The 19,833-nt window shown below is 72.1% G+C and carries 20 protein-coding genes; 9 read left to right on the top strand and 11 right to left on the bottom strand.

Annotation, left to right across the window (positions count from 1 at the left end; translation table 11 throughout):
• Window positions 1-16 precede the first annotated feature (16 nt).
• Entirely contained in the window at window positions 17-1,006 is a 990-nt protein-coding gene (locus tag ACF089_RS05305) for a LysR family transcriptional regulator (protein ID WP_392022113.1), read from the top strand.
• Window positions 1,003-1,905, top strand: a complete 903-nt coding sequence (locus tag ACF089_RS05310; protein ID WP_392022116.1) for a serine hydrolase — start codon at window positions 1,003-1,005, stop codon at window positions 1,903-1,905. Before ACF089_RS05305 ends, ACF089_RS05310 begins: the two co-directional genes overlap by 4 nt.
• A gap of 143 nt (window positions 1,906-2,048) precedes the next feature.
• Here ACF089_RS05310 and ACF089_RS05315 read toward each other — a convergent pair whose 3' ends face one another.
• Entirely contained in the window at window positions 2,049-2,624 is a 576-nt protein-coding gene (locus ACF089_RS05315) for a TetR/AcrR family transcriptional regulator (protein WP_392022119.1), read from the bottom strand.
• 101 nt (window positions 2,625-2,725) lie between these two features.
• On the opposite strand from ACF089_RS05315, the gene ACF089_RS05320 reads away from it, so the two are divergent.
• Together ACF089_RS05320 and ACF089_RS05325 are read left to right on the top strand one after the other, a co-directional pair.
• Window positions 2,726-3,640, top strand: a complete 915-nt coding sequence (locus ACF089_RS05320) for an NmrA/HSCARG family protein (RefSeq protein WP_392022122.1) — start codon at window positions 2,726-2,728, stop codon at window positions 3,638-3,640.
• A gap of 837 nt (window positions 3,641-4,477) precedes the next feature.
• On the top strand, window positions 4,478-4,852 hold the full coding sequence (locus ACF089_RS05325; RefSeq protein WP_392022125.1) for a peptidase inhibitor family I36 protein: 375 nt from the start codon (window positions 4,478-4,480) through the stop codon (window positions 4,850-4,852).
• A gap of 762 nt (window positions 4,853-5,614) precedes the next feature.
• Here ACF089_RS05325 and ACF089_RS05330 read toward each other — a convergent pair.
• Entirely contained in the window at window positions 5,615-6,352 is a 738-nt protein-coding gene (locus ACF089_RS05330) for a dienelactone hydrolase family protein (protein ID WP_392022128.1), read from the bottom strand.
• A gap of 511 nt (window positions 6,353-6,863) precedes the next feature.
• Here ACF089_RS05330 and ACF089_RS05335 point away from each other — a divergent pair.
• Window positions 6,864-7,418, top strand: a complete 555-nt coding sequence (locus ACF089_RS05335; RefSeq protein ID WP_392022131.1) for a YbaK/EbsC family protein — start codon at window positions 6,864-6,866, stop codon at window positions 7,416-7,418.
• A 304-nt stretch (window positions 7,419-7,722) separates the two neighbouring features.
• Here the strand turns inward: ACF089_RS05335 and ACF089_RS05340 are convergent, their stop codons facing one another.
• Window positions 7,723-9,249 carry a hypothetical protein gene (locus ACF089_RS05340; protein WP_392022134.1) on the bottom strand — a complete coding sequence of 509 codons (1,527 nt, stop codon included), beginning with the start codon at window positions 9,247-9,249 and terminating at the stop codon, window positions 7,723-7,725.
• Between the two features lie 206 nt (window positions 9,250-9,455).
• Complete coding sequence (locus ACF089_RS05345; RefSeq protein ID WP_392022137.1) at window positions 9,456-10,070, bottom strand: LysE/ArgO family amino acid transporter; 615 nt, start codon at window positions 10,068-10,070, stop codon at window positions 9,456-9,458.
• 66 nt (window positions 10,071-10,136) lie between these two features.
• Here ACF089_RS05345 and ACF089_RS05350 point away from each other — a divergent pair, with 66 nt between their 5' ends.
• Window positions 10,137-11,057, top strand: a complete 921-nt coding sequence (locus ACF089_RS05350; RefSeq protein ID WP_392022140.1) for a LysR family transcriptional regulator ArgP — start codon at window positions 10,137-10,139, stop codon at window positions 11,055-11,057.
• A gap of 39 nt (window positions 11,058-11,096) precedes the next feature.
• Here ACF089_RS05350 and ACF089_RS05355 read toward each other — a convergent pair whose 3' ends face one another.
• The 7 genes from ACF089_RS05355 to ACF089_RS05385 all read right to left on the bottom strand — a co-directional run bounded on the left by ACF089_RS05355 (window position 11,097) and on the right by ACF089_RS05385 (window position 17,191).
• Complete coding sequence (locus ACF089_RS05355; protein ID WP_392022143.1) at window positions 11,097-12,152, bottom strand: transketolase family protein; 1,056 nt, start codon at window positions 12,150-12,152, stop codon at window positions 11,097-11,099.
• Window positions 12,152-13,015 carry a transketolase gene (locus ACF089_RS05360; RefSeq protein WP_392022146.1) on the bottom strand — a complete coding sequence of 288 codons (864 nt, stop codon included), beginning with the start codon at window positions 13,013-13,015 and terminating at the stop codon, window positions 12,152-12,154. The genes ACF089_RS05355 and ACF089_RS05360 overlap by 1 nt, the downstream gene beginning before the upstream one ends.
• Window positions 13,012-14,142, bottom strand: coding sequence for a M20/M25/M40 family metallo-hydrolase (locus ACF089_RS05365; RefSeq protein ID WP_392022149.1), 1,131 nt, complete (start codon window positions 14,140-14,142; stop codon window positions 13,012-13,014). The genes ACF089_RS05360 and ACF089_RS05365 overlap by 4 nt, the downstream gene beginning before the upstream one ends.
• Window positions 14,139-15,002 carry a [LysW]-aminoadipate kinase gene (locus ACF089_RS05370; RefSeq protein WP_392022150.1) on the bottom strand — a complete coding sequence of 288 codons (864 nt, stop codon included), beginning with the start codon at window positions 15,000-15,002 and terminating at the stop codon, window positions 14,139-14,141. Before ACF089_RS05370 ends, ACF089_RS05365 begins: the two co-directional genes overlap by 4 nt.
• Window positions 15,003-15,144: 142 nt before the next feature.
• Entirely contained in the window at window positions 15,145-16,167 is a 1,023-nt protein-coding gene (argC, locus tag ACF089_RS05375; protein ID WP_392022153.1) for an N-acetyl-gamma-glutamyl-phosphate reductase, read from the bottom strand.
• On the bottom strand, window positions 16,149-17,027 hold the full coding sequence (locus tag ACF089_RS05380; RefSeq protein ID WP_392022156.1) for a RimK family alpha-L-glutamate ligase: 879 nt from the start codon (window positions 17,025-17,027) through the stop codon (window positions 16,149-16,151). Before ACF089_RS05380 ends, argC begins: the two co-directional genes overlap by 19 nt.
• Window positions 17,024-17,191 (bottom strand): lysine biosynthesis protein LysW, encoded by a 168-nt coding sequence (locus ACF089_RS05385; protein ID WP_392022158.1) that lies wholly within the window; start codon window positions 17,189-17,191, stop codon window positions 17,024-17,026. Before ACF089_RS05385 ends, ACF089_RS05380 begins: the two co-directional genes overlap by 4 nt.
• Before the next feature lie 318 nt (window positions 17,192-17,509).
• Between ACF089_RS05385 and ACF089_RS05390 the strand changes: the two genes are divergently transcribed.
• From ACF089_RS05390 to cysD, 3 genes are all read left to right on the top strand, one after another.
• Window positions 17,510-18,244 (top strand): sulfotransferase family protein, encoded by a 735-nt coding sequence (locus ACF089_RS05390; RefSeq protein ID WP_392022160.1) that lies wholly within the window; start codon window positions 17,510-17,512, stop codon window positions 18,242-18,244.
• A gap of 87 nt (window positions 18,245-18,331) precedes the next feature.
• Complete coding sequence (gene cysC, locus ACF089_RS05395) at window positions 18,332-18,892, top strand: adenylyl-sulfate kinase (protein ID WP_392023371.1); 561 nt, start codon at window positions 18,332-18,334, stop codon at window positions 18,890-18,892.
• The gene (gene cysD, locus ACF089_RS05400) at window positions 18,889-19,833 is read left to right on the top strand and encodes a sulfate adenylyltransferase subunit CysD (protein WP_392022163.1); all 945 of its coding nucleotides are present in this window, start codon (window positions 18,889-18,891) and stop codon (window positions 19,831-19,833) included. The genes cysC and cysD overlap by 4 nt, the downstream gene beginning before the upstream one ends.

The raw sequence follows: 19,833 nt of genomic DNA on the forward strand, positions 1-19,833 counted from the left end.
GCTATGATCCCTGTTCGTGGACCTGGTCAAGCATGTCCGGTACTTCGTCGCCGTTACAGAAGAAAGACACTTCGGACGAGCGGCGGCCCGGCTCGGAATGGCCCAGCCGTCGCTCTCGCAGCGCATCCAGCGGCTGGAGCGGGAACTCGGCGTGCGCCTCTTCGACCGCACCGGCCGGGGCGTCGAACTGACCGAGGGCGGACGGCTGCTGCTCGCCGAGGCACGGCCGCTGGTCGAGCGCGCCGACACCCTGCTCGGGGTCGCCGCCCGGGTCCGCAGCGGCGCGGCCGGGGTACTGCGCGCCGCCGTGCCGCCGGAACTCGGCGGCGCCGTCGTCGCGGCCCTGGTCGGCGGATTCCGGGACGGTTCGCCCGGCGTCCGGCTCGCCCTGCGGGAACTCGGCGCGGGCGCCCAGCTCACCGAACTGCGGGCCGAGACGCTCGACGTAGGAGTGCTCCGGCATCCCGTCGACGTGGCGGGACTCGGCCTCGGCGAGGTCCTGTCCAGGCCGTACGGGGTGGTGCTGCCGCACGCGCCGGGAGACGGCGGCGCCCCGCCGCCGTACGGGGACGCGGGCGAGCCGGTGTGGCTGGCCTCGCTCAGCGGACTCGACCTCGTGCTCTTCCCCCAGCCGTCCGCGCCCGCCCTGCACGCCGAGATCCTGGCGGTCTGCCGTCGGCACGGCTTCGAGCCGGGCACGGTGATCGCCGGACAGGACCCTGAGTTCGTCGACGGCATGATCCTCTCCGGGACGGCCGTCACCTTCGCCACCCGCGACCGCAAGCTGCCGCCGGGCACGGCCTGGCATCCCCTGGAGGGCGAACCCTTGCTGGAACAGGTGTCCGCCGCCTGGCTGCGCGGCCGGCAGGACGACCCGGTGGTACGGCTGTTCGCCGAAGTGGCGCGCGGCGTGCTGACCGAACGAGGAGGAATGGTCCCGGTGATGGAGACCGCCGCCGCCCGTCGGGCCCCGCTGCCCGGCCCCGCCTACGGATACACCGTATGAACGCGCCCGGGGAAGGAGCCCGGCGGGGCGCCGGTGTTCGCTCCCGCATCCGGTCCGTGTTCACCGACGCGGGGGTCACCGGCTGGATGCACGCACTCGACCTGGGGAACGGCGCCGAGGTCACCGTCGCCGCGGACACCCCGGTCAGCACCGCCAGCGTCCACAAACTGTGTCTCGCGGTCACCGTCCAACGGCTCGCCGACGAGGGCCGCCTGGACCTGGACGAGCAGCTGGAGTCGCTGCCCGGCGACCGCACCCCCGGCCCCACCGGCCTGTCGATGCTGAGCGGCCCGGTCCGGATGTCGGTCCGTGATCTGCTCGCGATGGCCCTCACCGTCAGCGACAACGCGGCCGCCGACCTCCTCGTCGGCCGCGTCGGACTGGACGCGATCAACGACGCCATGCACGCCCTCGGGCTGCGCCGCACCGTCGCCGTGCAGACCATGCGCGACCTCATCGACTCCATCGAGGAGGACTCCGGCGGCGACCCGGCCCGGCTGGCGTCCGACCCGGCGGTCCTGGGACGGCTGCGGGTCCTCGACCCGGCCCGCGCCAACCGCAGCACCCCCCGGGAGATGACCCGGCTGCTCGCGGCGCTCTGGCGGGACGAGGCGTGCTCGGCGCCGCGCGCCCGCGAACTGCGCGCGGTGCTCGGCCTCCAGGTGTGGCCCCACCGGCTCGCCTCCGGATTCCCGTACGACGACGTCCGCGTGCACGGCAAGACCGGCACCCTGCCGACCGTCCGCAACGAGGCCGGGGTGGTCGAGTACCCCGACGGCGGCCGGTACGCGGTGGCCGTCTTCACCCGCTCCGCCCGCACCGCCGCCTGCCAGCCCGCCGCCGACACGGCGATCGGCACAGCGGCGAGGCTCGCGGTCCGCGCCCTGCGAGCCCCCTGACCACCCGCCCTCGCCACGGCCCGGGACCCCGACGGCCCCTGCCGGCCGCACACTTCCGGCACCCCACCGCCGTACATCCGCGCCCCGCCCCGCCGGCCGTGAACGTGCCCCGCCGGCCGTGAGCGTGCCCCGGCCCGGCCGCGTCAGGAGTCGGTGGCCCGCCGGGCCGGGCTGAGTCCTTCGACGGCGAGGTGGAAGAGGCGGTCGGCCTGGGCCGCGGGGTCGCTGTGGCGCTCGGTGGCCAGGGCGATGCCGGTGGCGAGGGTGAGCAGGTCGTGGAAGGTGACGTCCGGCCTGACCGCCTGGTCGCGGACGGCTCGCTGGAGCAGGAGCGTTCCGGGCGCTTCGATGGCGTCGGCACAGGAGTGCGGGCCGGGCTTGTCGGTGGGCGGCTCGTAGGCGAGGGTGTCGGCGAATCCGCGGGCGGAGACGGCGTAGACGACGAAACCGTGGAGCCACTCCAGGAGCGCGGCGCGGCTGTCGTCGGCCCCGCTCAGCCGGCGGGCGTGCTCGCACAAGCCCTCGACGCGCTCCCGGAAGACGGCTTCGAGCAGGGCGCGGCGCGTGGGGAAGTGACGGCGCACGGTGGCCGATCCGACGCCGGCGGTGCGGGCGATCTGCTCCAGGGAGGCGTCGGCGCCGTGCGCGGCGACCTCGGCTTCGGCGACGGCGAGGATGCGCTGGTAGTTGCGGCGTGCATCCGATCGCTGACCGGTCATGATCTCCTCATTTGCTAAACGGCGGGCCCCGCCATATTTTACCGGAAGGGAAACGGCGGGCCCCGCCGTTTCTGTACTCCGGTCCGTGAGGAGCAGTAACCATGCCCACCGACAACGGCACTGTCCTGGTCACCGGAGGCACCGGCCGCCAGGGCGGGGCCACGGCCCGCGCACTCCTGGCCGCCGACGTGCCGGTACGCGCACTCGTACGCGACCCCCGCTCGAAGTCCGCCAGGGCCGTCGAGGCGCTGGGCGCGGAGCTGGTGAAGGCCGACCTTTCCGACCGGACCTCCCTCGGCCCGGCCGTCGAGGGGGTCCGCGCGGTGTTCTCGGTGCAGATGCCGCCGATGACCGAGACCAGCGTCGACTTCGCGGGAGAGCTGGCGCAGGCCGCCAACCTGATGGACGCGGCGAAAGCGGCGGGAGTGCGGCACTTCGTGCAGTCCTCGACCAGTGGAGTCGGTGCGCACACCCGGGCCCCCGGCTGGGCCGACGGCCGCTGGGCGGCGCTGGAGGGCTACTTCGACACCAAGCAGGCGATCCTGGAGGCGGTGCGGAGTGCGGGCTTCGCCCGCTGGACGGTGCTCAAGCCCGCGTTCTTCATGGAGAACCTGCCCGAGCTGGCGCCCGACGGACCCCGCGGCGGCCTGCTGACGGTGCTCAAACCGGACACCGAACTGGCGCTGGTGGCCGCGCGGGACATCGGCACGGCCGCCGCGCGCGCCATCGACGACCCCGACCGGTTCCACGAAGTGGAGCTGGAGCTGGCAGGTGACCTGCTCACGATGGAGCAGATCGCGCAGACGCTGTCCGCCGTGTGGGGCGTGCCCGTGACCGCGCCCTCCATGAGCCTCGAAGACGCCCTCGCGGCGGGCATGCCGATGTGGGGGGCCGGACACGACTGGAACAACGAGGTCCTCCAGCCCGCCCGGCCCGATTTCGCCCGAGCGCTGGGCATCTCGCCGACCACGTTCGCCGACTGGGCGCATGAGCATCTCGCGCCCGTGTCCCGCTAGGGCCGCGCGCTCCGCGATCCGGCCGACGGTGAGGGGCGCGACGAGGGTCTCCATCGGGATCCGCTCGACGGAGGGCCCGGCGTCGGCGAAGTGCGGAGTCCTTCTTCTCCTTGCCGAACTGCGTTCTTCTTCGGTGATATGCGCTGGTTTCCGGCCGGGCTCCGCAGCGCACCGGTGCCTGGACACGATCGTCAGCCGGCTCGGCGGCCACCTCGGGCTCGGGCCCGCCCTGGTCAGCTCGGCACTGCGCGACGGCACGTTCTCCATCCCCTGATGGCCGCGCATCCCCTGGTGGCGTGGCCGGTGGGGGAGCGGTCGCCGGGGGTGGCCGATTCGCTGCGGGCCGTGCGCGCCGAGGAGGTGATGGTGCGGCCTCCGTGAGCGTTCCCGCGAAGCCGCTGACTCGTGCTCTGACGGCGCGGATGCGGACGGCGGGCTCCAGGAGGGACGTCAGCGCCTGCCTTCGGCGAAGCCGAAACGCACCATGAGAATCAGCTGAACCGAAAACCCGTCCGGGGATGACCAATTCCCGTACCCGGCGGTAGACGGCGCTTTCCGCTTGCACGTACCGTCCATCTCGCACCGTCCGGATATCCGACCGCCATTCAGACGGACAAGAGCAGCCGAACCATCCGTGCCACACCGTATTCAGGGGGCACGCACCGGTTGCAGGGGGATGAGCACGGCGGCTTCATTCCGCCGTGCCCGGCTCCCCTCGGTAACAGAGCAATCCGAGAGCCTGATATCGCGACAGCAACGCTGAAGCCTGCCGTCGGTGCGGAATATCCCGCACCGACGGCACACCGAACCAGCGAGGGAAGGGCAACTCCGATGAAGATGAAGCCGAAGAGAATCACCATGGCCGGCGTGCTCGCAGGGGCCTGCCTGACGGGCGCCCTGGCCATGACCGTCGCAACGCCGGCGAGCGCCGCGCCCGCCGACTGGCGCGACTGTCCCGCCAACTCCGTCTGCGTGTGGGACCACAGCAACTACGAAGGCGCGTTTCTGGCCGGCGGCGTCAACGTCTCCAACGTGGGAGGGACGATGAACGACCGCACGACCTCACTGTGGAACCGCAGCGGGTCACGGATCTGCTTCTACCAGCACTCGAACTACGGCGGGGAAGTCCTCGCGATCGTGGCCCCCGGCGAGTCGCGCCCCAACATCGGAGCGCACGCCAACGACCGCGTCTCGTCCTGGGGCACCTGCTGACCGTCGGATAGCCGGGTGACCCGCCCGTCACCCGCCACACCGTGCACGGCACAGCCGACAGCACGGCGACCCCGGCGACCCCGGTGTCGGGCCGCGGCGGCCCGCCAGGACCGCCGCGGCCTTCCGCGATCGCGCAGGCGCGCGATCCCGGGGACCGTATGCCGTGCTGTTCCACCGTGCGCCGCCTCGGTTCCCCGGCGACGGAATGCGCGGCGCCCTCGCGCACTTCGCCGCGCTGATCGCTTCGGTATGTGCCGACGATTCATCTGCTTTTCCCACAGCGGGCCGGAATGAAGGGAACGGCGGACGAGGAAACGGCGCGGAGAATCGCGACGGCACGCGAGGCCGTCTCCGCTTTCCAGCCACTCCGAGCTTGTTCGCCCAGCAGATCGGCGACTTCTTCCAGAACGCCGGCCAGGTCCACGAGTCCTGTGAGCGGATCGCCGCTCTGGACGTTCTCCATGGCGCGGGCCGGCGACTCGCACGGGAGCGGGTCCCGGCGGCCCTGGGCGAGGCGCTGGGCGGTGATGTGGCTGCGGTCCCGCGCGAGCAGTACACCAGCGGCTGGGGGAGGCCGGACCGGCCCGCCGCAGGTCGGGTGATCACGGCAGAGGCCGGGCCGCGCCGAATCCGGCGTCGACCGCGGCCGTTGCGTCTTCGCGAGCGAGCCTCCATCCGAATGCGTTGCTCCTGTGCGGATTTGAGGGGAGGGGGCCGCCGGCGCTCGACGCCGACCAGGCCCGGCCGGCGTGCCCGCCTGGGTCATGCCCCCACGGCCTCCGTCACGGGCAGGCACTCGGCGAGCAGGTCGACGATGTCGCGCCAGGCTCGTCGCGCGTGCCGCGGGTGGTGGCCGACGCCCGGGACCACGGGATGATCGACCGGCGGGTGGTGGAAGGCGTGCGAGGCACCGCCGTAGACCGTGAGGCGCCAGTCGACGCCCGCGGTCTGCATCTCGGCGGTGAACGCGTTCCGTTGCGCGGGCGACATGATCGGGTCCTCCGACCCGACCCCGGCCCACACCGGGCAGCGAATGCGCGCCGCCTCGCCCGGTCGGCCCGTGATCAGTCCGTTGACCGTCCCGATCGCGCGCAGGCCGGCGCCGTCGCGCCCGAGTTCCAGCCCGACGGCGCCCCCGGTGCCGTAGCCGACGGCGGCGATCCGGTCGGGGTCGGTCCGCGGTTCGGTGCGCAACACGTCGAGCGCCGCACGGCCGATGCCCCGCATCCGGCCGGGATCGGCGAGCAGCGGCAGGCAGCGGGCCAGCATCTCCTCGGGATCGCTCAGATAGCGCCCGCCGTGAAGGTCGAAGGCCAGTGCCACATATCCCAGCTCGGCGAGGGCGTCGGCCCGGCGGCGCTCGACGTCGCTGAGCCCCGTGCCCTCCGGCCCGAGCAGCACCGCGGGCCGGCGGTCGACACCGGCCGGCAGCGCGAGGTGCCCGATCATCGTCAAACCGTCGGCCGGGTACGCGACCGTGCGCGTTGCGATCGTCGTCATGCGAGTGGACTGTAGTGATCGTCGAGCCCGGTCCGGCCACCGTTCTGCCGGCGGCAGAGCCGTGCGGGCGTCCCTCCGCGGCGTCGGGCGAACTCGGCGCGGGCGAGACGATGACCGACGTCTTCGCAGCCCCGGACCCTGGGCGGTCACGGCGTGATCGCCCTCACCGGCACACTCGCCTCCGTCCTCCGTCCTCCGCCCCGCCGACCACCTCCACTGGTGCCTCGGCTTCGACCGCCCGCGACGACTGGACGACCGCTCCCGCCTCGGCGCGAGGCCAAGGGCTGCGACGGCGGCCCGCCGGCCGCCCCGGAGCTGCCCCCGCTCCCGTTGAAGCCGTGAGGCCGAGTGCGCTGACCTGCGACAACGTCGCCGTACGGGCCCATCGGCCGACTCGGCCGGGCGCGGCCCGCTGTCCTGGTCGTGGGCCGGGTCGGCTCCGGGTCGGTGAACCTGGTGATGCGCGGCCGGTCGGGCCGGTTCCGGGGGCGGCTTTGCTAGCGTGCGGCGTATGCGCGCACCCATCGGTTCCTTCGACGACGCCCGGCCCGCCGCCGAGCGGCTCGATCTGCTGCCCGCGCCGGTCGCCGCCGCGGTGCGCGATCTGGACGACCCCGGTTCGCCCGAACGGTTTCTGCACGTCGACACCGAACCGGAGATCGCGGACACCGCCGTCTTCGTCGAGCGGCATGGGCCGGAGCTGCTCGAACAGTCCGCCAACTGCGTCGTCGTCGCGGCCAAGCGCGGTGGTGCGACCACACTCGCCGCCTGTGTGGTGCTCTCCCGTGCCCGTGTCGACGTCAACGGTGTCGTCCGCCGACAGCTCGGCGCCCGCAAGGTGTCATTCGCCCCCATGGAGACCGCCACCGGCGGGACCGGGATGGAGTACGGCGGGATCACCCCCGTCGGGCTGCCGGCCGACTGGCCGCTGCTGGTGGACTCCGCCGTCGTGGACACGCCGTGGGTGCTCATCGGCAGCGGGCGGCGGCGCGGAAAGCTGATCGTCCCCGGCAAGGCGTTCGCGGCGCTGCCGGGCGCGATCGTGCTGGAGGGTCTCGGCGGCTGACCACCGCTACCGCCCTTCGCCCAGCGGCGACTTCGCCGGGGCGCGCTCCCGGGTGCCGCGCGGCGGATGCGCGCCACGAGCGGCCGGCCGCAGGGCGGCACTGTGCCGCATTCCCCGCCGGAGACGTATGACCGCGCCAGCGGGCGTCGCGATGTCCGTCATGGCGACTTCGGCGACCGCGGCCTGTCCGCCGCTGAGCCCGCTGGGCGCAGCTGGTCTGGTCGCCATCGGCCGCACGGTCCGGCGGACACCTCCGTGCGCGGTCCTTCGCCGCCGTCGACCGCCCGGTCCGCCGGCCCCGTCCTCAGCCGGCCTCCCGCACTCTCGCGGCGGTCCGCCCGGCCAGCTCGCGGACGCCGGTCGCGGCGTTGTCCGAGAGCTCGCCGAGTAGGGCGTCGGCGGCCGTGAGGAGGGCGCGGGCCTCCTCGGGGTGGCCGGCGTCGGCCAGGGCGAGGGTGAGCCGGTAGTGCTCCTCGGCGATGTAGCGGCCGAGGTTGATCCGCTGCCAGTGGCGCAGCAGGTCGTCGTCCGGGGCGGCCAGGGTGGCGCGCACGGCGGCCAGGCTGTCCGCCGCCCGCGGCAAGAGGCCCGCCTCCCGCTCGAGGCGGGCCAGGGTGTGCCGGGCCGAGACCCGGTCCCATGAGGTCTCCTGAAGGGAGGCGTACAGACGCTGGGCGCGCAGCGCCTGGGCGAGGTCGCCGAGTTCCTCGAAGTCCCGGGCGAGTCCGCTCAGCGGAGCGGTCGCCAGGGCGCGGGGCGCGCCGGGGCGGCGGAGTCTGCTCCGGTCCATGACGATGCCGTCGAGTTCGCGGATCAGCGTCACCAGGGCGAGGTCCGTCATCCCCTGGTCCCTGGCGAGGTCGGTCCATGTGGAGACCGGCTCGTCCGACGGGTCGGTCCCGAACATCGACTCGTCGAGGCCCCGCGCCCACTGCCGCAACTCGTCCGCGCTCGCGCCCGGTTCCGGTATCCCGCCCAGGCCGCAGGCGGTGTCGAAATCCGTCTCCCGGACTTCGAGCAGCAGCGGCAGATCCCCGGTGTCCCCGTGCAGCCCCACCAGCACCGCCGCCAGCCGCAGTTCGTCCGTCATCGACGACCGCGTCTCGTGCCGCAGCAGATGCCGCATCAGCTCCAGATCGTCCTCGGCGCGGTCGAACTGCGCGGCCCGCAAGGTGATCCTGCGCCGCACCGGGTCCTCGGCGACTTCACGCCAGGCCGTGCGGTCGCCCTCCCGCAGCGAGGCGAGATCGGCGCGGCCCGCCGCGAGCACCGGCTCCCACAGCGGGGGGCCGGCCGGGCCGATCCGGTCGTACGCACGCCCCTCCTCCGCGTTGAGCAGGACGAAGTCCGGCTCGGTGCGCGTCAGCGCGGCACGCAGTCTGCCGACCAGCTCGACCGGGGAGCGTTCGGGGAAGCCCAGCGCCGCACGGAGCCGGGCCCGCTCCCCATCGATTCCGTAGTGCTCGCGGATCTCGTCCTCGATCTCCGCGACGCCTGCCAGGATCTTCTCCTCGTCGTCGTCCGGCGACAGATGGACGCAGTCGTGCCAGCCGGGCAGGCCGATCATCAGCTCCAGGGCCTCGTCGACACTCGAGCCGATGATCCCCGCGGAGCCCTCCGAGTCGGCGTAGAGCACCGAGCCGTCCGCGCACAGGAAGTACGTACCGCCGGTGTCGTCCCCGGCCACCGTCTCCAACGGCCCGCCCGAGGCGAGACGGACCTTCTCGACATGGCCGTGGGCGGCGCGGTCCAGGTCGAAGCCGAACGGGAAGGCGGCCAGCTCGGCCAGGCGGCGGTCCTGCCGCAGCAGCCGTAGTGCGTGATCGGTCATGTCACAGAACGTAACACTGCCCACTGACAGTGGACGCGCGGCCTCTGGAGGAAGCCGTACGGACCGGGGCGGGTGGCCGGCGGTCCGGCGTTCGTGTGCCCGCCGGAGGATTACGTGCGGTGATGATCGTGTCGGTGCGGACCGGGGCCGGCGCCGCCGCGAGGCCGGCGCGCGTCAGGCGCCCGCGCGCGGGACCGCTTCGCGCTTCAGGCGCCCGCGAGCAGGTTCACGCCGAGAACGACCATCGTCGTGGCGACCAGGCCGTCCAGCACCCGCCAGGAGGACGGCCGGGCCAGAGGTCGGCTCAGCAGGCGTGCGCCGAATCCGAGCGCGGCGAACCAGCACAGGCTCGCGAGCGCGGCCCCGATGCCGAAGGCCCAGCGGAGCGGCCCGCGGTCGGCCGCGATGGACCCGAGCAGCAGCACCGTATCCAGGTACACATGGGGGTTGAGCCAGGTCAGGGCCAAGCAGGTGAGCACGGCGCGACGCCGGGACCCTCCGGCTGTGTCGCCCGCGCTCAGACCGGCGGCGGGGCGGAACACGCGTCGCGCGGCGATGAGCCCGTAGCCGATGAGGAAGAGACCGCCCGCCAGCGCGACCGTGGTCAGCGCGGCCGGCCAGGCCGTCACGAGCGCGCCGACGCCGAAGACGCCCAGGGCGATGAGCACCGCGTCGGACACAGCGCAGATGCTCACCACGGCGAGGACCGTGTCCCGCCGGACGCCCTGCCGCAGCACGAAGGCGTTCTGAGCGCCGATGGCGACGATGAGCGTGAGACCGGTGGTGAAGCCCGCGGTGACGGTGGTCAGCTCAGTGGTCATACGGGCAACGGTACGAAGCCGCGCGAGAACAGTACAGCTACACTTTCTTAGCTATCATTAGACAATGTGATGAGAGAGCTTCCGTTCGACCAGGTGCGCACCCTGCTCGCCGTGATCGACGAGGGAACGTTCGAGGCCGCGGCGAACGTACTCCATGTGACGCCGTCGGCCGTGAGCCAGCGGGTGAAGGCCCTGGAGCAGCACACGGGGAGGGTGCTGCTGATCCGCAGCAAGCCGGTGCGGCCGACGCCGTCCGGTGAGATCGTCGTGGGCTTCGCCCGCCGAGTCGCCCTGCTGGAACGAGAGACGCGGTCCGCGCTGGGCATGTCCGGGTCGGCCGAGCCGACCCGGATGTCCATCGCGGTGAACTCCGACTCGCTGGCCACCTGGTTCCTGGCGGCGCTCGGCAGAGTGCCGGAGGAGTGGCGGCTCTGCTACGAGCTGCGCCGCGAGGACCAGGACCACACCGCCGCGCTGCTGCGCGACGGCCTGGTCATGGCGGCGGTGACCTCGTCGCCGGACGCCGTGGCGGGCTGCTCGGCGCGCCTTCTGGGACATATGCGGTACATCCCGGTGGCGCAGCCCCGCTTCGCCGAACGCGAGCTGGGCCGCGGGACAAGTGCGGACCCGGTCGATCTCATGGCCGAAGCCCTGATGGTGTGCTTCGATCGGCGCGACGACATTCAGGACGCCTTCGTGCGCGGACTGCGGCCCGGCCGCCGGGCCAACCCCCGGCGCCACTCCGTGCCGACGTCGGAAGGCTTCGTGGACGCGGTGGTCGCGGGCATGGGCTGGGGCATGGTCCCCCTGGTCCAGGCCGCTCCGCTGCTCGAGTCCGGGCGCCTGGTCAACCTCGTCCCGGGGCACGCGACGGACATACCGCTGTACTGGCAGCAGTGGAAGCTGGACTCGCCGGCGCTGGCCGCCGTGGCCCGGGCGGTGGCGGCCGAGGCGGCCGAGGCGCTGAGCGATCCGCAGGAGTCCTGAGCACCCGGCGGCGGACGGCGTGTTCAGCTCCCCGACGGCTCAACGAGCCGATCCGCCCTGGAGCTTGTGCCCCCGGCGCTCGGAACCCCGGGGGCGAGGACCCTGGCGCGCCGGCTCCGTGAGCTGCGCCGCGGCGGCGAGAATCGCCTCCTTGGTGACGCCCGCCTGTTCGAGCAGATGCCGCTGATCGCCGTTGCCGGAGACGAAGTGGTCGCCGACGCCGATCCGCCGCACACGCACCGGGTCCGCCGAATCCGAGACGGTCTCGGCGACCAGGGAGCCGAGACCGCCGCTGCGCCAGTGCTCCTCCACGGTGACGATGCCGCGAGTGCCCGCGGCGGCGCTCAGCAGGGCCGGCGCGTCGAAGGGCTTGATCGTGTGCACGTTCAGCACGGACGCGGTGACGCCCCGCTCGGCCAGTTCGCCGGCCGCGTCGAGGGCCAGCCGCACGGGGTACGGGCCGGTGGCGACGATCAGAAGGTCGTCGCCGGTGCGCAGCAGCTGGGCTCGGCCGAGCACCGGCGGCGGGCCGTCGGCGGCCAGCGCGGGGGTGGCGTGCCGGCCGAGCCGTACGTAGACCGGGCCCGGCAGGTCGACGCTCTGCCGGATCAGCTCGCGCGCCTGAGCGGCGTCGGCGGGCACCAGGACGGTCATGTTGGGCAGCACGCGGAGCGCGGCGAGGTCTTCGAGGCAGTGGTGGGTCGAGCCGAGGTGACCGGCGGACAGGCCCGCGTGGGTGGCGACGATACGGACGGGGACGTCGTTCAGCGCGATGTCGAGCTTGACGGCCTCGACCGCACGGCTGCTCGCGAAGGTCGCCATGGTGTTGACGAACGGTATGCGGCCGTCGCGGGCCATGGCGGCCGCGACTCCCATGAGGTTCTGCTCGGCGATGCCCAGATTGATGTAGCGCTCGGCCGCGGCGCCGAAATCCGTGCCGGTGAAGAGCCCGGTGTCGCTGTCCAGGCAGACCAGTCGTGCGTCGCCGGGCATGAGCGCGGCGAGCAGGTCGCGGTAGGCGATACGCGCGGGTTGTTCCGGTTCGGCGGCGGTCGGAGCGGGGCCTTCGGCGCGTTCCGGGGCGGTGACGGGCATCAGCTGATCTCCTTGCGGCGGCTGCGGCCGAGAGCGGCCAGGACGCGCTTCTTCTGGGCCTCGCCGAGGCGGGCGTAGTGGGAGCGGGCCTGTCCTTCGATGAAGGAGATGCCGCGGCCCTTCACCGTGTCCGCGATGACCACGGTGGGACGCCCGGGGACGGGCGGGGTGCGCAGAGCGGTGCGCAGCGCGTCCAGATCGTGGCCGTCGACCTCGCGGACCGTCCAGCCGAAGGCCCGGAAGCGCTCACCGAGCGGATCCAGCGCGAGCACCTCTTCGGTGGTGCCGGTGATCTGCAGACCGTTGCGGTCCACGACGGCGACGAGATTGTCCAGGCCCTTCGCGCCGGCGGCCATGATGGCTTCCCAGTTGGAGCCCTCCTGGAGTTCACCGTCGCCGGTGACGACGTACTGAACGCGGTCGGTCCCGGCCAGCCGGGCGCTCAGCGCGAATCCGACTCCGAGCGGAAGGCCGTGTCCCAGGGAGCCGGTGGGCATCTCCACGCCCGGCACCTTGCGGTTCGGGTGGGCGGAGAGAAGACTCCCGGGCCTCCCGTAGGTGGCGAGCCGCTCCTCCTCGAAGAAGCCGCGGGCGGCGAGCGTGGCGTACAGGCCGATCGCTCCATGACCCTTGCTCAGGACGAACAGGTCGCGGCCGGGGTCGTCGGGACGGGCGGGGTCGAGCCGCAGCACGTCGAAGTAGAGGACGACCAGGATGTCGACCAGGGAGAGCGAGCCGCCGATGTGGCCGCCCTCCCCGCCGGTGCACATGTCGACGATCAGTTCGCGCACATGGTGCGCCTGGCTCGCGAGCCGCGAGGTGGGCACGGCTTCCGTACCGCGCTCCGTCGGAGTGCTGGTCATGTGGTCGCTCCGGCGTGGGTGGGGGTGGAGCCGGTGAGGGGTGACGCGTCGTGGGGAGCGCCGAGCCGCTCCAGGGCCGCCGACAGGACGCCGATCCCGTTGAAGTAGTCGTCGAGCAGGATGTGCTCGTCGTCGGAGTGGTCGAGTGCGCTGTCGCCGGGCCCGTAGGTGGCCATGGGGATGTGCCATGCCTCGGCGAGGGTGTTCATGTCCGACGTGGCGGTCTTGACCTTCATGACGACGCGTTCGTCGTGCGCCCGGATGCCCCGGGACAGGGCGCGTACGACCGGATCGGTGCGGGACACCCGTACCGCGCGCACCGAGTTCACGACGTCGAGGTCGCCCCGCGCCAGGCGTTCGCGCAGTCGCCGCACGAACGCCTGGTCGTCGAAGCCCACCGGGGTGCGGACGCTGAACTCGGCCTGAGCGGTGACGAGGTCGCCGCCGATCGACACCAGGGTGGGGCCCGGGGTGTCGAAGGAGCCGTGGCCCGCGTCGGGGCCGAGGAGGTCCAGGAGGTGCTGCCACGCCGCCGCGGCCAGCTCGGTCGCCTTGGGCAGCGGATTGCTGGGATGCGTCGCCGGCACCTCCACGCGGTAGGACAGGTCGAGCTTGCCCTTGTAGCCGAGGACGACGGTGTTCCAGCCGCTCGGTTCCCCGATGATCAGCGCGTCGGGCCGCGGGTGATCGCGACGGATCTCCATGGCCCCGCGGGACGCGGGAGTCTCCTCCTCGACCGCTCCGACCACGACGACGGTTCCGCGCAGCCGGGACGCGGAGACCGCGGCGCAGATCATGGTGGCCAACGGCCCCTTGGCGTCGACGGCACCGCGTCCGAAGAGCCGGTCGCCGTCGACGCGCACGGGTACGTGGCCGTCCACGGTGTCCATATGGCCCAGCAGCATGATCACCGGCCCGGGGCCGCGCTTGACGACGCCGATGACATTGCCCGCCGCGTCGACGCGGGCGCTGTCGAAGCCGAGGGCCAGCATCTGCCGCACGAGATAGGAGGCGAGGCGTCCCTCGTGGTACGAGGTGGAGGGGATCTCCAGCATCTGGCGCAGCAACCCGACGGCGTGCGGGTGGCTGACGGGTCCGCGGTGCGGGTCGTGGAGCGGGACGGTCATGCCACTGCCCTTCCGTTGCGGCCGTCGGAACCGGCGCCCTTCGGCGCCGGCCGGACGCGCGTGGCCTCGCCCTCCAGGGCCGTCCGGACGGGGTTCTCGCGGCGCCCGTCGCCGATGAGGACCCGTCCGACGCCCCCGGCGAGGGCCTCCCGGGCGGCGATCAGCTTCAGCCCCATGCCTCCGCCCACGTGGGCGGGGGGCCCCTCGGCGCCGACATGGTGGACGCGCTCGAGGGAGGACTCGTCCGCCGGATCGCGCAGGACTCCGGGCGCGCCGGTCAGCATGACCAGGTCCTGGGCGCCGAGGGCGGCGGCGACGGCCGCCGCGGTGCGGTCGGCGTCGGTGTTCACGGGCTCTCCGTCCTCGGCCAGGGCGGGGGACGAGACGACGGGGACGACTCCCGCGTCCAGCAGCACATGCAGCAGACGCGTGTTGACGCCCTTGATGCGTCCGCTGTGGTCGTCGCGGACGACGACCGTGCGGCCGTCGACGACACTGCGCCTGGCCTTCTTGCGCCGCGCTCTGAGCAGGGATCCGTCCCAGCCGGACAGGCCCACCGCGTCCACCCCGTGGGCGACGAGGTTCCTCACCAGGCGGGGCTGCACGATTCCCGACAGCGCCAGGGCGACGACTTCCAGGGTGGCCGCGTCCGTGTAGCGGGCGGAGACGCCGTCCGGTGCGACCGTGCGGCGCGGGGTGACGCCCAGGCGCCGGCCGAGAGCGTCGATATCGGCCGATCCGCCGTGCACCAGGACGACGCGTTCGCCGTCCCGGTGCAACGCGGCGATGTCCTTGCATACTTCGGCGGGGTCCACCGCGGCGTTGCCACCGCACTTGACCACCAGAATCTGGCTTCTCATGACGTCCTGCACCATTCGGGTCGCGGCACGCGGCGCTGTGCCCGGCGGGGCACGGCTCGGACTGTCGGACGTACGGGCCGTTCCATCCGGCGACTCGCACCGCAGGGCGGACGCCGGCCGGGAACGGCCCGCTGGGTCCTGGTCAGGGATGGAGGCCCGGAAACTCCAGACCGAGGCGTTCGGACCACCCCTGACGGACGTTCATCGACTGCACGGCATTGCCCGCGCCGCCCTTGACCAAATTGTCCAGGGCGCCGACCAGCAGGGCTTCCTCACCGTCCTCGGCGACGGCGAACCCGACGTCGCAGAAGTTGGAGCCGCTGAGGATCTTCGGCTCGGGCAGCCGGTACTGGCCGCGCTTCTGGGCGACGACGCGGACGAACGGCTCGTCCGCGTAGCGCTCCCGGTAGACGGCGCGCACCGTCTTCTCGTCGGTCCCCTCGCGCAGTCGGACGCGAGCGAGGATCTGCACCCCGCGCACGGCTTCGACGCCCGTGGCGTTCATACGGGTGGGGAATCCGGTGGCCTGCGCGATCTCGGCCTCGTGGCGGTGCCGGAGGGGAGCGAACACGCGCATGGCGCCGCTGCGCTCGGCATGGAGATTGGCGCTGCCCGCCGAGACGCCCGAGCCGCTGGAGCCGGTGCGGGCGTCGACGGCGATCGCGCCGGTGACCAGACCCGCGTCGGTGAGCGGGTGCACGGCGAGAATCGCCGCGGTGGCCATACAGCCGGGGACGCTGATCCGGTCCGCCTCCCGCAGCTCCTTGCGGTACAGCTCGGGCATTCCGGTGACGAAGGTGTCCAGCAGCCCCGGCGCGGTGTGCTCACCGCCGTAGTACGCGGCGTACGCGGCCGGGTCCCTGAGCCGGAAGTCCCCCGTGAGGTCGATGACCTGAGGAGCCATGGCGAGGTACTCGTCCATCCTCGCCATGGTCTCCCGGTGCGGGGTGGCCAGGAACAGCACGTCGTACCGGTCCAGGTCACCAGGGTCGATGAACCGCAGGTCGGAGACGGACCGCAGATTGGGATGGGCGACGCCCACCGGCCGTCCGGCGTACCGGCGTGAGGTGGCGGCGGCCACCGTGACCTCCGGGTGGCCCAGCAGCAGGCGGAGCAATTCGCCCCCGATGTATCCGGAGGCACCCGCTACAGCGACTCGGAGCATGACTGCAACCTCGCTATCAGATGGTCGGCGATGCGATCGGCGACGTCCAGATCCTCGCCCAGCACGCGCTGGAATCCGGTGAACTCGACCCCGTGATTGACTTCGAGGACGATGAGGCGGCCGTCCGTGTCCTCGATCAGATCGACTCCGGCGATCTCGGCCCCCACCGCGTCCGCGGCGGCCGAGGACAGCCCGGCGATCTCGTCGGTGAGCGCACAGGCCTCGGTGGTGCCGCCCCGCGCGACATTGGTGCGCCACTGGTCGCTGCGCCGGTAGACGGCTCCCAGGGGCACGCCGCCGATCACGATGACCCGGATGTCCCGGCCGGGCTTGTGGACCAGCTGCTGCACATAGACGACATGGGAGGCCGGCCCCGGCAGGGCCGCGACGTACTCCATGATCGTCTCGGCGGCCTCCCGGTCCGGGATCCTGGTGACCAGACGACCCCAGGAGCCGGTCAGCGGCTTGATGACGGCCGGGTAGCCGAGGCTCTCGATCGCGTCGAGCGCGGCCTCGGGAGTCAGGGCCAGGGCGGTGCGCGGGGTGGGGAGCCGGGCCTGTTCCAGGGCCACGGAGGTGCGCCACTTGTCCCCGCAGACCCGCACGGCGTGCGCGGAGTTGATCACCCGGTGACCCGCCTGTTCGAGAAGGTCCGCCGCGTACTGGGCGCGGGCCTGACCGATCTCCCGGTTGAGGACGACCGTCCCCGGCCCCTCGCCCCGGCCCAGCGCACCCCACAGAGAACGGCTGTCGGCGTAGCGGTGGGCCACCCCCTTCCGCTCCAGGGCGGACATGATCCGTTTCTCGTCCGTCCGCACACGCGAGGCGAGCAGAAGGGGGATCGGCAGGGACCGGCTCATTCGCCCCAGTCCTCCTCGACCTCGGGGGCGAGGGCGACGGTCACCGGGTCGGTGGAGATGATCTCGAGTTCGACACTGCAGTCGTTGCACTCGACGATCTCGCTGACCTTGATGTCCGCGGGCGTCTCCACGACGGCTTCGCATTCAAGGCACGGAACGGACATGACACATCTCCCTGCTGTCGGAGTCCGCCGTTCGTCGTTCCTCGGCTCAACGGCGGACCGCGGCGTTGACGACCCGAACTCTACGAATCGCCGGGGTGCGCCGCATCGGCCGAATCGATGAGCCGCGCCTGCTTCTTTCATTGAGGGATTCACGGCCGCCTGGACGTCGGGCCGAGGCCCGTCGAGATGATCTCAACAGGTGAATGAGAATCTCGCGGCACTCCCGCTCGGAACGTTCCTGGAGGGGTTACTTCGGCGGCCCGCCGAGCCTTAGTCTCGCGTCTACCGACCATGGCCAGGCAGCGAGGAGCTACCTGTATGTCCGATCCCCGACAGTCTCCACGCATAGTGGCGTTGTGGAGCGCACCGCGTTCCCGGTCCACCGCTTTCTTCCGAATGATGAGCGAACGCGGCGATTTCGCCACCACGCACGAGCCCTTCTCCTATCTCGCGGAATTCGGGTTCACCGATGTGGACGGCGTACGCGCCACCGATGAGAAACAGCTGCTGGCAGTCCTCCGCGAGTCGGCCGAAGAGCGTCCGCTGTTCTTCAAGGACACCACTGACGAGCGCTACCCCGGGGTGCTCGCGGACGAGGAGTTCCTGGCCCGTGACGCCCGGCATGTCTTCCTGATCCGGCATCCGCGCGAGACGATCGCCTCCTACTACGCGATCAACGCCGAAGTGAAATCCCATCAGATCGGCTTCGAGGCCCAGCACGAGCTTTTCGAAGCGGTACAGCGACGGACCGGTGAGCCGCCCATGGTCATCGACGCGGACGATCTCATGGCCGATGCGGAGGGAATCGTCCGGGCCTTCTGCGCGGACACGGGAATCGACTACAGGCCCGAGGCTCTGACGTGGCAGCCGCAGTCGCGCAGTGAGTGGCAGCCCTCGGAGAGGTGGCACCGTGACGCCAGCGCGAGCAGCGGATTCCAGGCCCCGAAGAAAGACGACTACGCGGACGTGGAGGCGCACCCGGTCCTCAGCGGCTACCTGGCGCACCACCTCCCCTTCTTCAGCGAACTGCACGCACGGCGCGTCCGGCCGTAGCCGCACACCGCCGGTCCGGCCGTCGTCGATCCCAGGAAGCGCAGGAACCACGTGGCAGTCACGTCGGAAACCCCAACCCCCGAAGCGGTGCCCTGCACCTGCCCGCCCTCCAGAAAACGAGGCGCGACCATCTGGCTGACCGGATTACCCAGCTCCGGGAAGTCGACCATCGCCCGCGCGCTGGCCGTCGCCCTGCGTGCCGAGAATCACCAGGTGGAGATACTCGACGGTGACGAGATCCGTCGATTCCTCTCCGCGGGGCTGGGCTTCAGCCGCGCGGACCGGCACACCAACGTCCAGCGCGTCGGCCTGGTCGCCGAGGTACTGGCCCGCAACGGCGTCAAGTCGATCGTGCCCGTGATCGCGCCCTACGCGGACAGCCGGCAGGCGGTGCGGGACCGGCACGAGCGGAGCGGCACCCCCTTCCTCGAAGTGCACGTGGCGGCACCCGTCGAGGTGTGCGCGGTTCGCGACGTGAAGGGCCTGTTCGCCCGACAGGCGGCGGGAGAGATATCCGGACTGACCGGCGTGGACGACCCCTACGAGGTGCCCGAAGCCCCGGAACTCCGTATCGAGTCGCACCACCGGACGGTCGAGCAGTCCGTCGAAGCCGTACGGGAACTGCTCGTCGAGAGGAGGCTGGTATGAGTTCGGCGACCGTGATCGCGACGGTGCCCGCGCAGGCCGGGGCCCCGCCCGCGCTGGGACATCTGAACGCGCTGGAATCGGAATCGGTGCACATCTTCCGCGAGGTGGCGGGCGAGTTCGAGCGGCCGGTGATCCTCTTCTCCGGCGGCAAGGACTCCATCGTCATGCTGCACCTGGCGCTGAAGGCGTTCGCGCCCGCGCCCGTGCCCTTCACGCTGCTCCATGTGGACACCGGGCACAACTTCCCCGAGGTGCTCGAATACCGGGACCGGATCGTCCGGGAACACCGGCTCCGGCTGCACATCGCCTCGGTACAGGAATTCATCGACCGGGGCGTGCTGCGCGAGCGCCCCGACGGCACCCGCAACCCGCTCCAGACCGTGCCGCTGACGGAAGCCATCCGCGAGCACCGCTTCGACGCGGTGTTCGGCGGCGGACGCCGCGACGAGGAGAAGGCGCGCGCCAAGGAGCGGGTCTTCTCGCTGCGGGACGAGTTCTCCCAGTGGGACCCCCGCCGGCAGCGCCCCGAGCTGTGGCAGCTCTACAACGGCCGCCACGCGCCCGGCGAGCACGTCCGGGTCTTCCCGCTCTCCAACTGGACCGAGCTGGACGTGTGGCAGTACATCGAGCGCGAGGGCGTCGAACTGCCCGGCATCTACTTCGCCCACGAGCGCGAGGTGTTCCGGCGCGACGGCATGTGGCTCACGGCCGGCGCGTGGGGCGGACCGAAGGACCACGAGCCGACGGAGCGGCGCATGATCCGGTATCGAACGGTCGGTGACATGTCCTGCACCGGAGCCGTCGACTCCCACGCCGCCACCCTCGGCGCGGTGATCACGGAGATCGCCGCCTCCCGGGTCACGGAGCGAGGGGCCACGCGGGCCGACGACAAACTGTCCGAGGCCGCGATGGAAGATCGCAAGCGCGAGGGGTACTTCTAG

It is taken from the genome of Streptomyces sp. NPDC014894, assembly GCF_043080985.1.
Taxonomy (GTDB): Bacteria; Actinomycetota; Actinomycetes; order Streptomycetales; family Streptomycetaceae; genus Streptomyces.

Bases quoted from the DNA above. Each gene is read 5' to 3' on its own strand.
- ACF089_RS05310 (WP_392022116.1), top strand. From the start codon at position 1,003: ATGAACGCGCCCGGGGAAGGAGCCCGGCGGGGCGCCGGTGTTCGCTCC.
- ACF089_RS05315 (WP_392022119.1), bottom strand. From the start codon at position 2,624: ATGACCGGTCAGCGATCGGATGCACGCCGCAACTACCAGCGCATCCTC.
- ACF089_RS05320 (WP_392022122.1), top strand. From the start codon at position 2,726: ATGCCCACCGACAACGGCACTGTCCTGGTCACCGGAGGCACCGGCCGC.
- ACF089_RS05325 (WP_392022125.1), top strand. From the start codon at position 4,478: ATGAAGCCGAAGAGAATCACCATGGCCGGCGTGCTCGCAGGGGCCTGC.
- ACF089_RS05330 (WP_392022128.1), bottom strand. From the start codon at position 6,352: ATGACGACGATCGCAACGCGCACGGTCGCGTACCCGGCCGACGGTTTG.
- ACF089_RS05335 (WP_392022131.1), top strand. From the start codon at position 6,864: ATGCGCGCACCCATCGGTTCCTTCGACGACGCCCGGCCCGCCGCCGAG.
- ACF089_RS05340 (WP_392022134.1), bottom strand. From the start codon at position 9,249: ATGACCGATCACGCACTACGGCTGCTGCGGCAGGACCGCCGCCTGGCC.
- ACF089_RS05345 (WP_392022137.1), bottom strand. From the start codon at position 10,070: ATGACCACTGAGCTGACCACCGTCACCGCGGGCTTCACCACCGGTCTC.
- ACF089_RS05355 (WP_392022143.1), bottom strand. From the start codon at position 12,152: ATGCCCGTCACCGCCCCGGAACGCGCCGAAGGCCCCGCTCCGACCGCC.
- ACF089_RS05360 (WP_392022146.1), bottom strand. From the start codon at position 13,015: ATGACCAGCACTCCGACGGAGCGCGGTACGGAAGCCGTGCCCACCTCG.
- ACF089_RS05365 (WP_392022149.1), bottom strand. From the start codon at position 14,142: ATGACCGTCCCGCTCCACGACCCGCACCGCGGACCCGTCAGCCACCCG.
- ACF089_RS05370 (WP_392022150.1), bottom strand. From the start codon at position 15,002: ATGAGAAGCCAGATTCTGGTGGTCAAGTGCGGTGGCAACGCCGCGGTG.
- argC (WP_392022153.1), bottom strand. From the start codon at position 16,167: ATGCTCCGAGTCGCTGTAGCGGGTGCCTCCGGATACATCGGGGGCGAA.
- ACF089_RS05380 (WP_392022156.1), bottom strand. From the start codon at position 17,027: ATGAGCCGGTCCCTGCCGATCCCCCTTCTGCTCGCCTCGCGTGTGCGG.
- ACF089_RS05385 (WP_392022158.1), bottom strand. From the start codon at position 17,191: ATGTCCGTTCCGTGCCTTGAATGCGAAGCCGTCGTGGAGACGCCCGCG.
- ACF089_RS05390 (WP_392022160.1), top strand. From the start codon at position 17,510: ATGTCCGATCCCCGACAGTCTCCACGCATAGTGGCGTTGTGGAGCGCA.
- cysD (WP_392022163.1), top strand. From the start codon at position 18,889: ATGAGTTCGGCGACCGTGATCGCGACGGTGCCCGCGCAGGCCGGGGCC.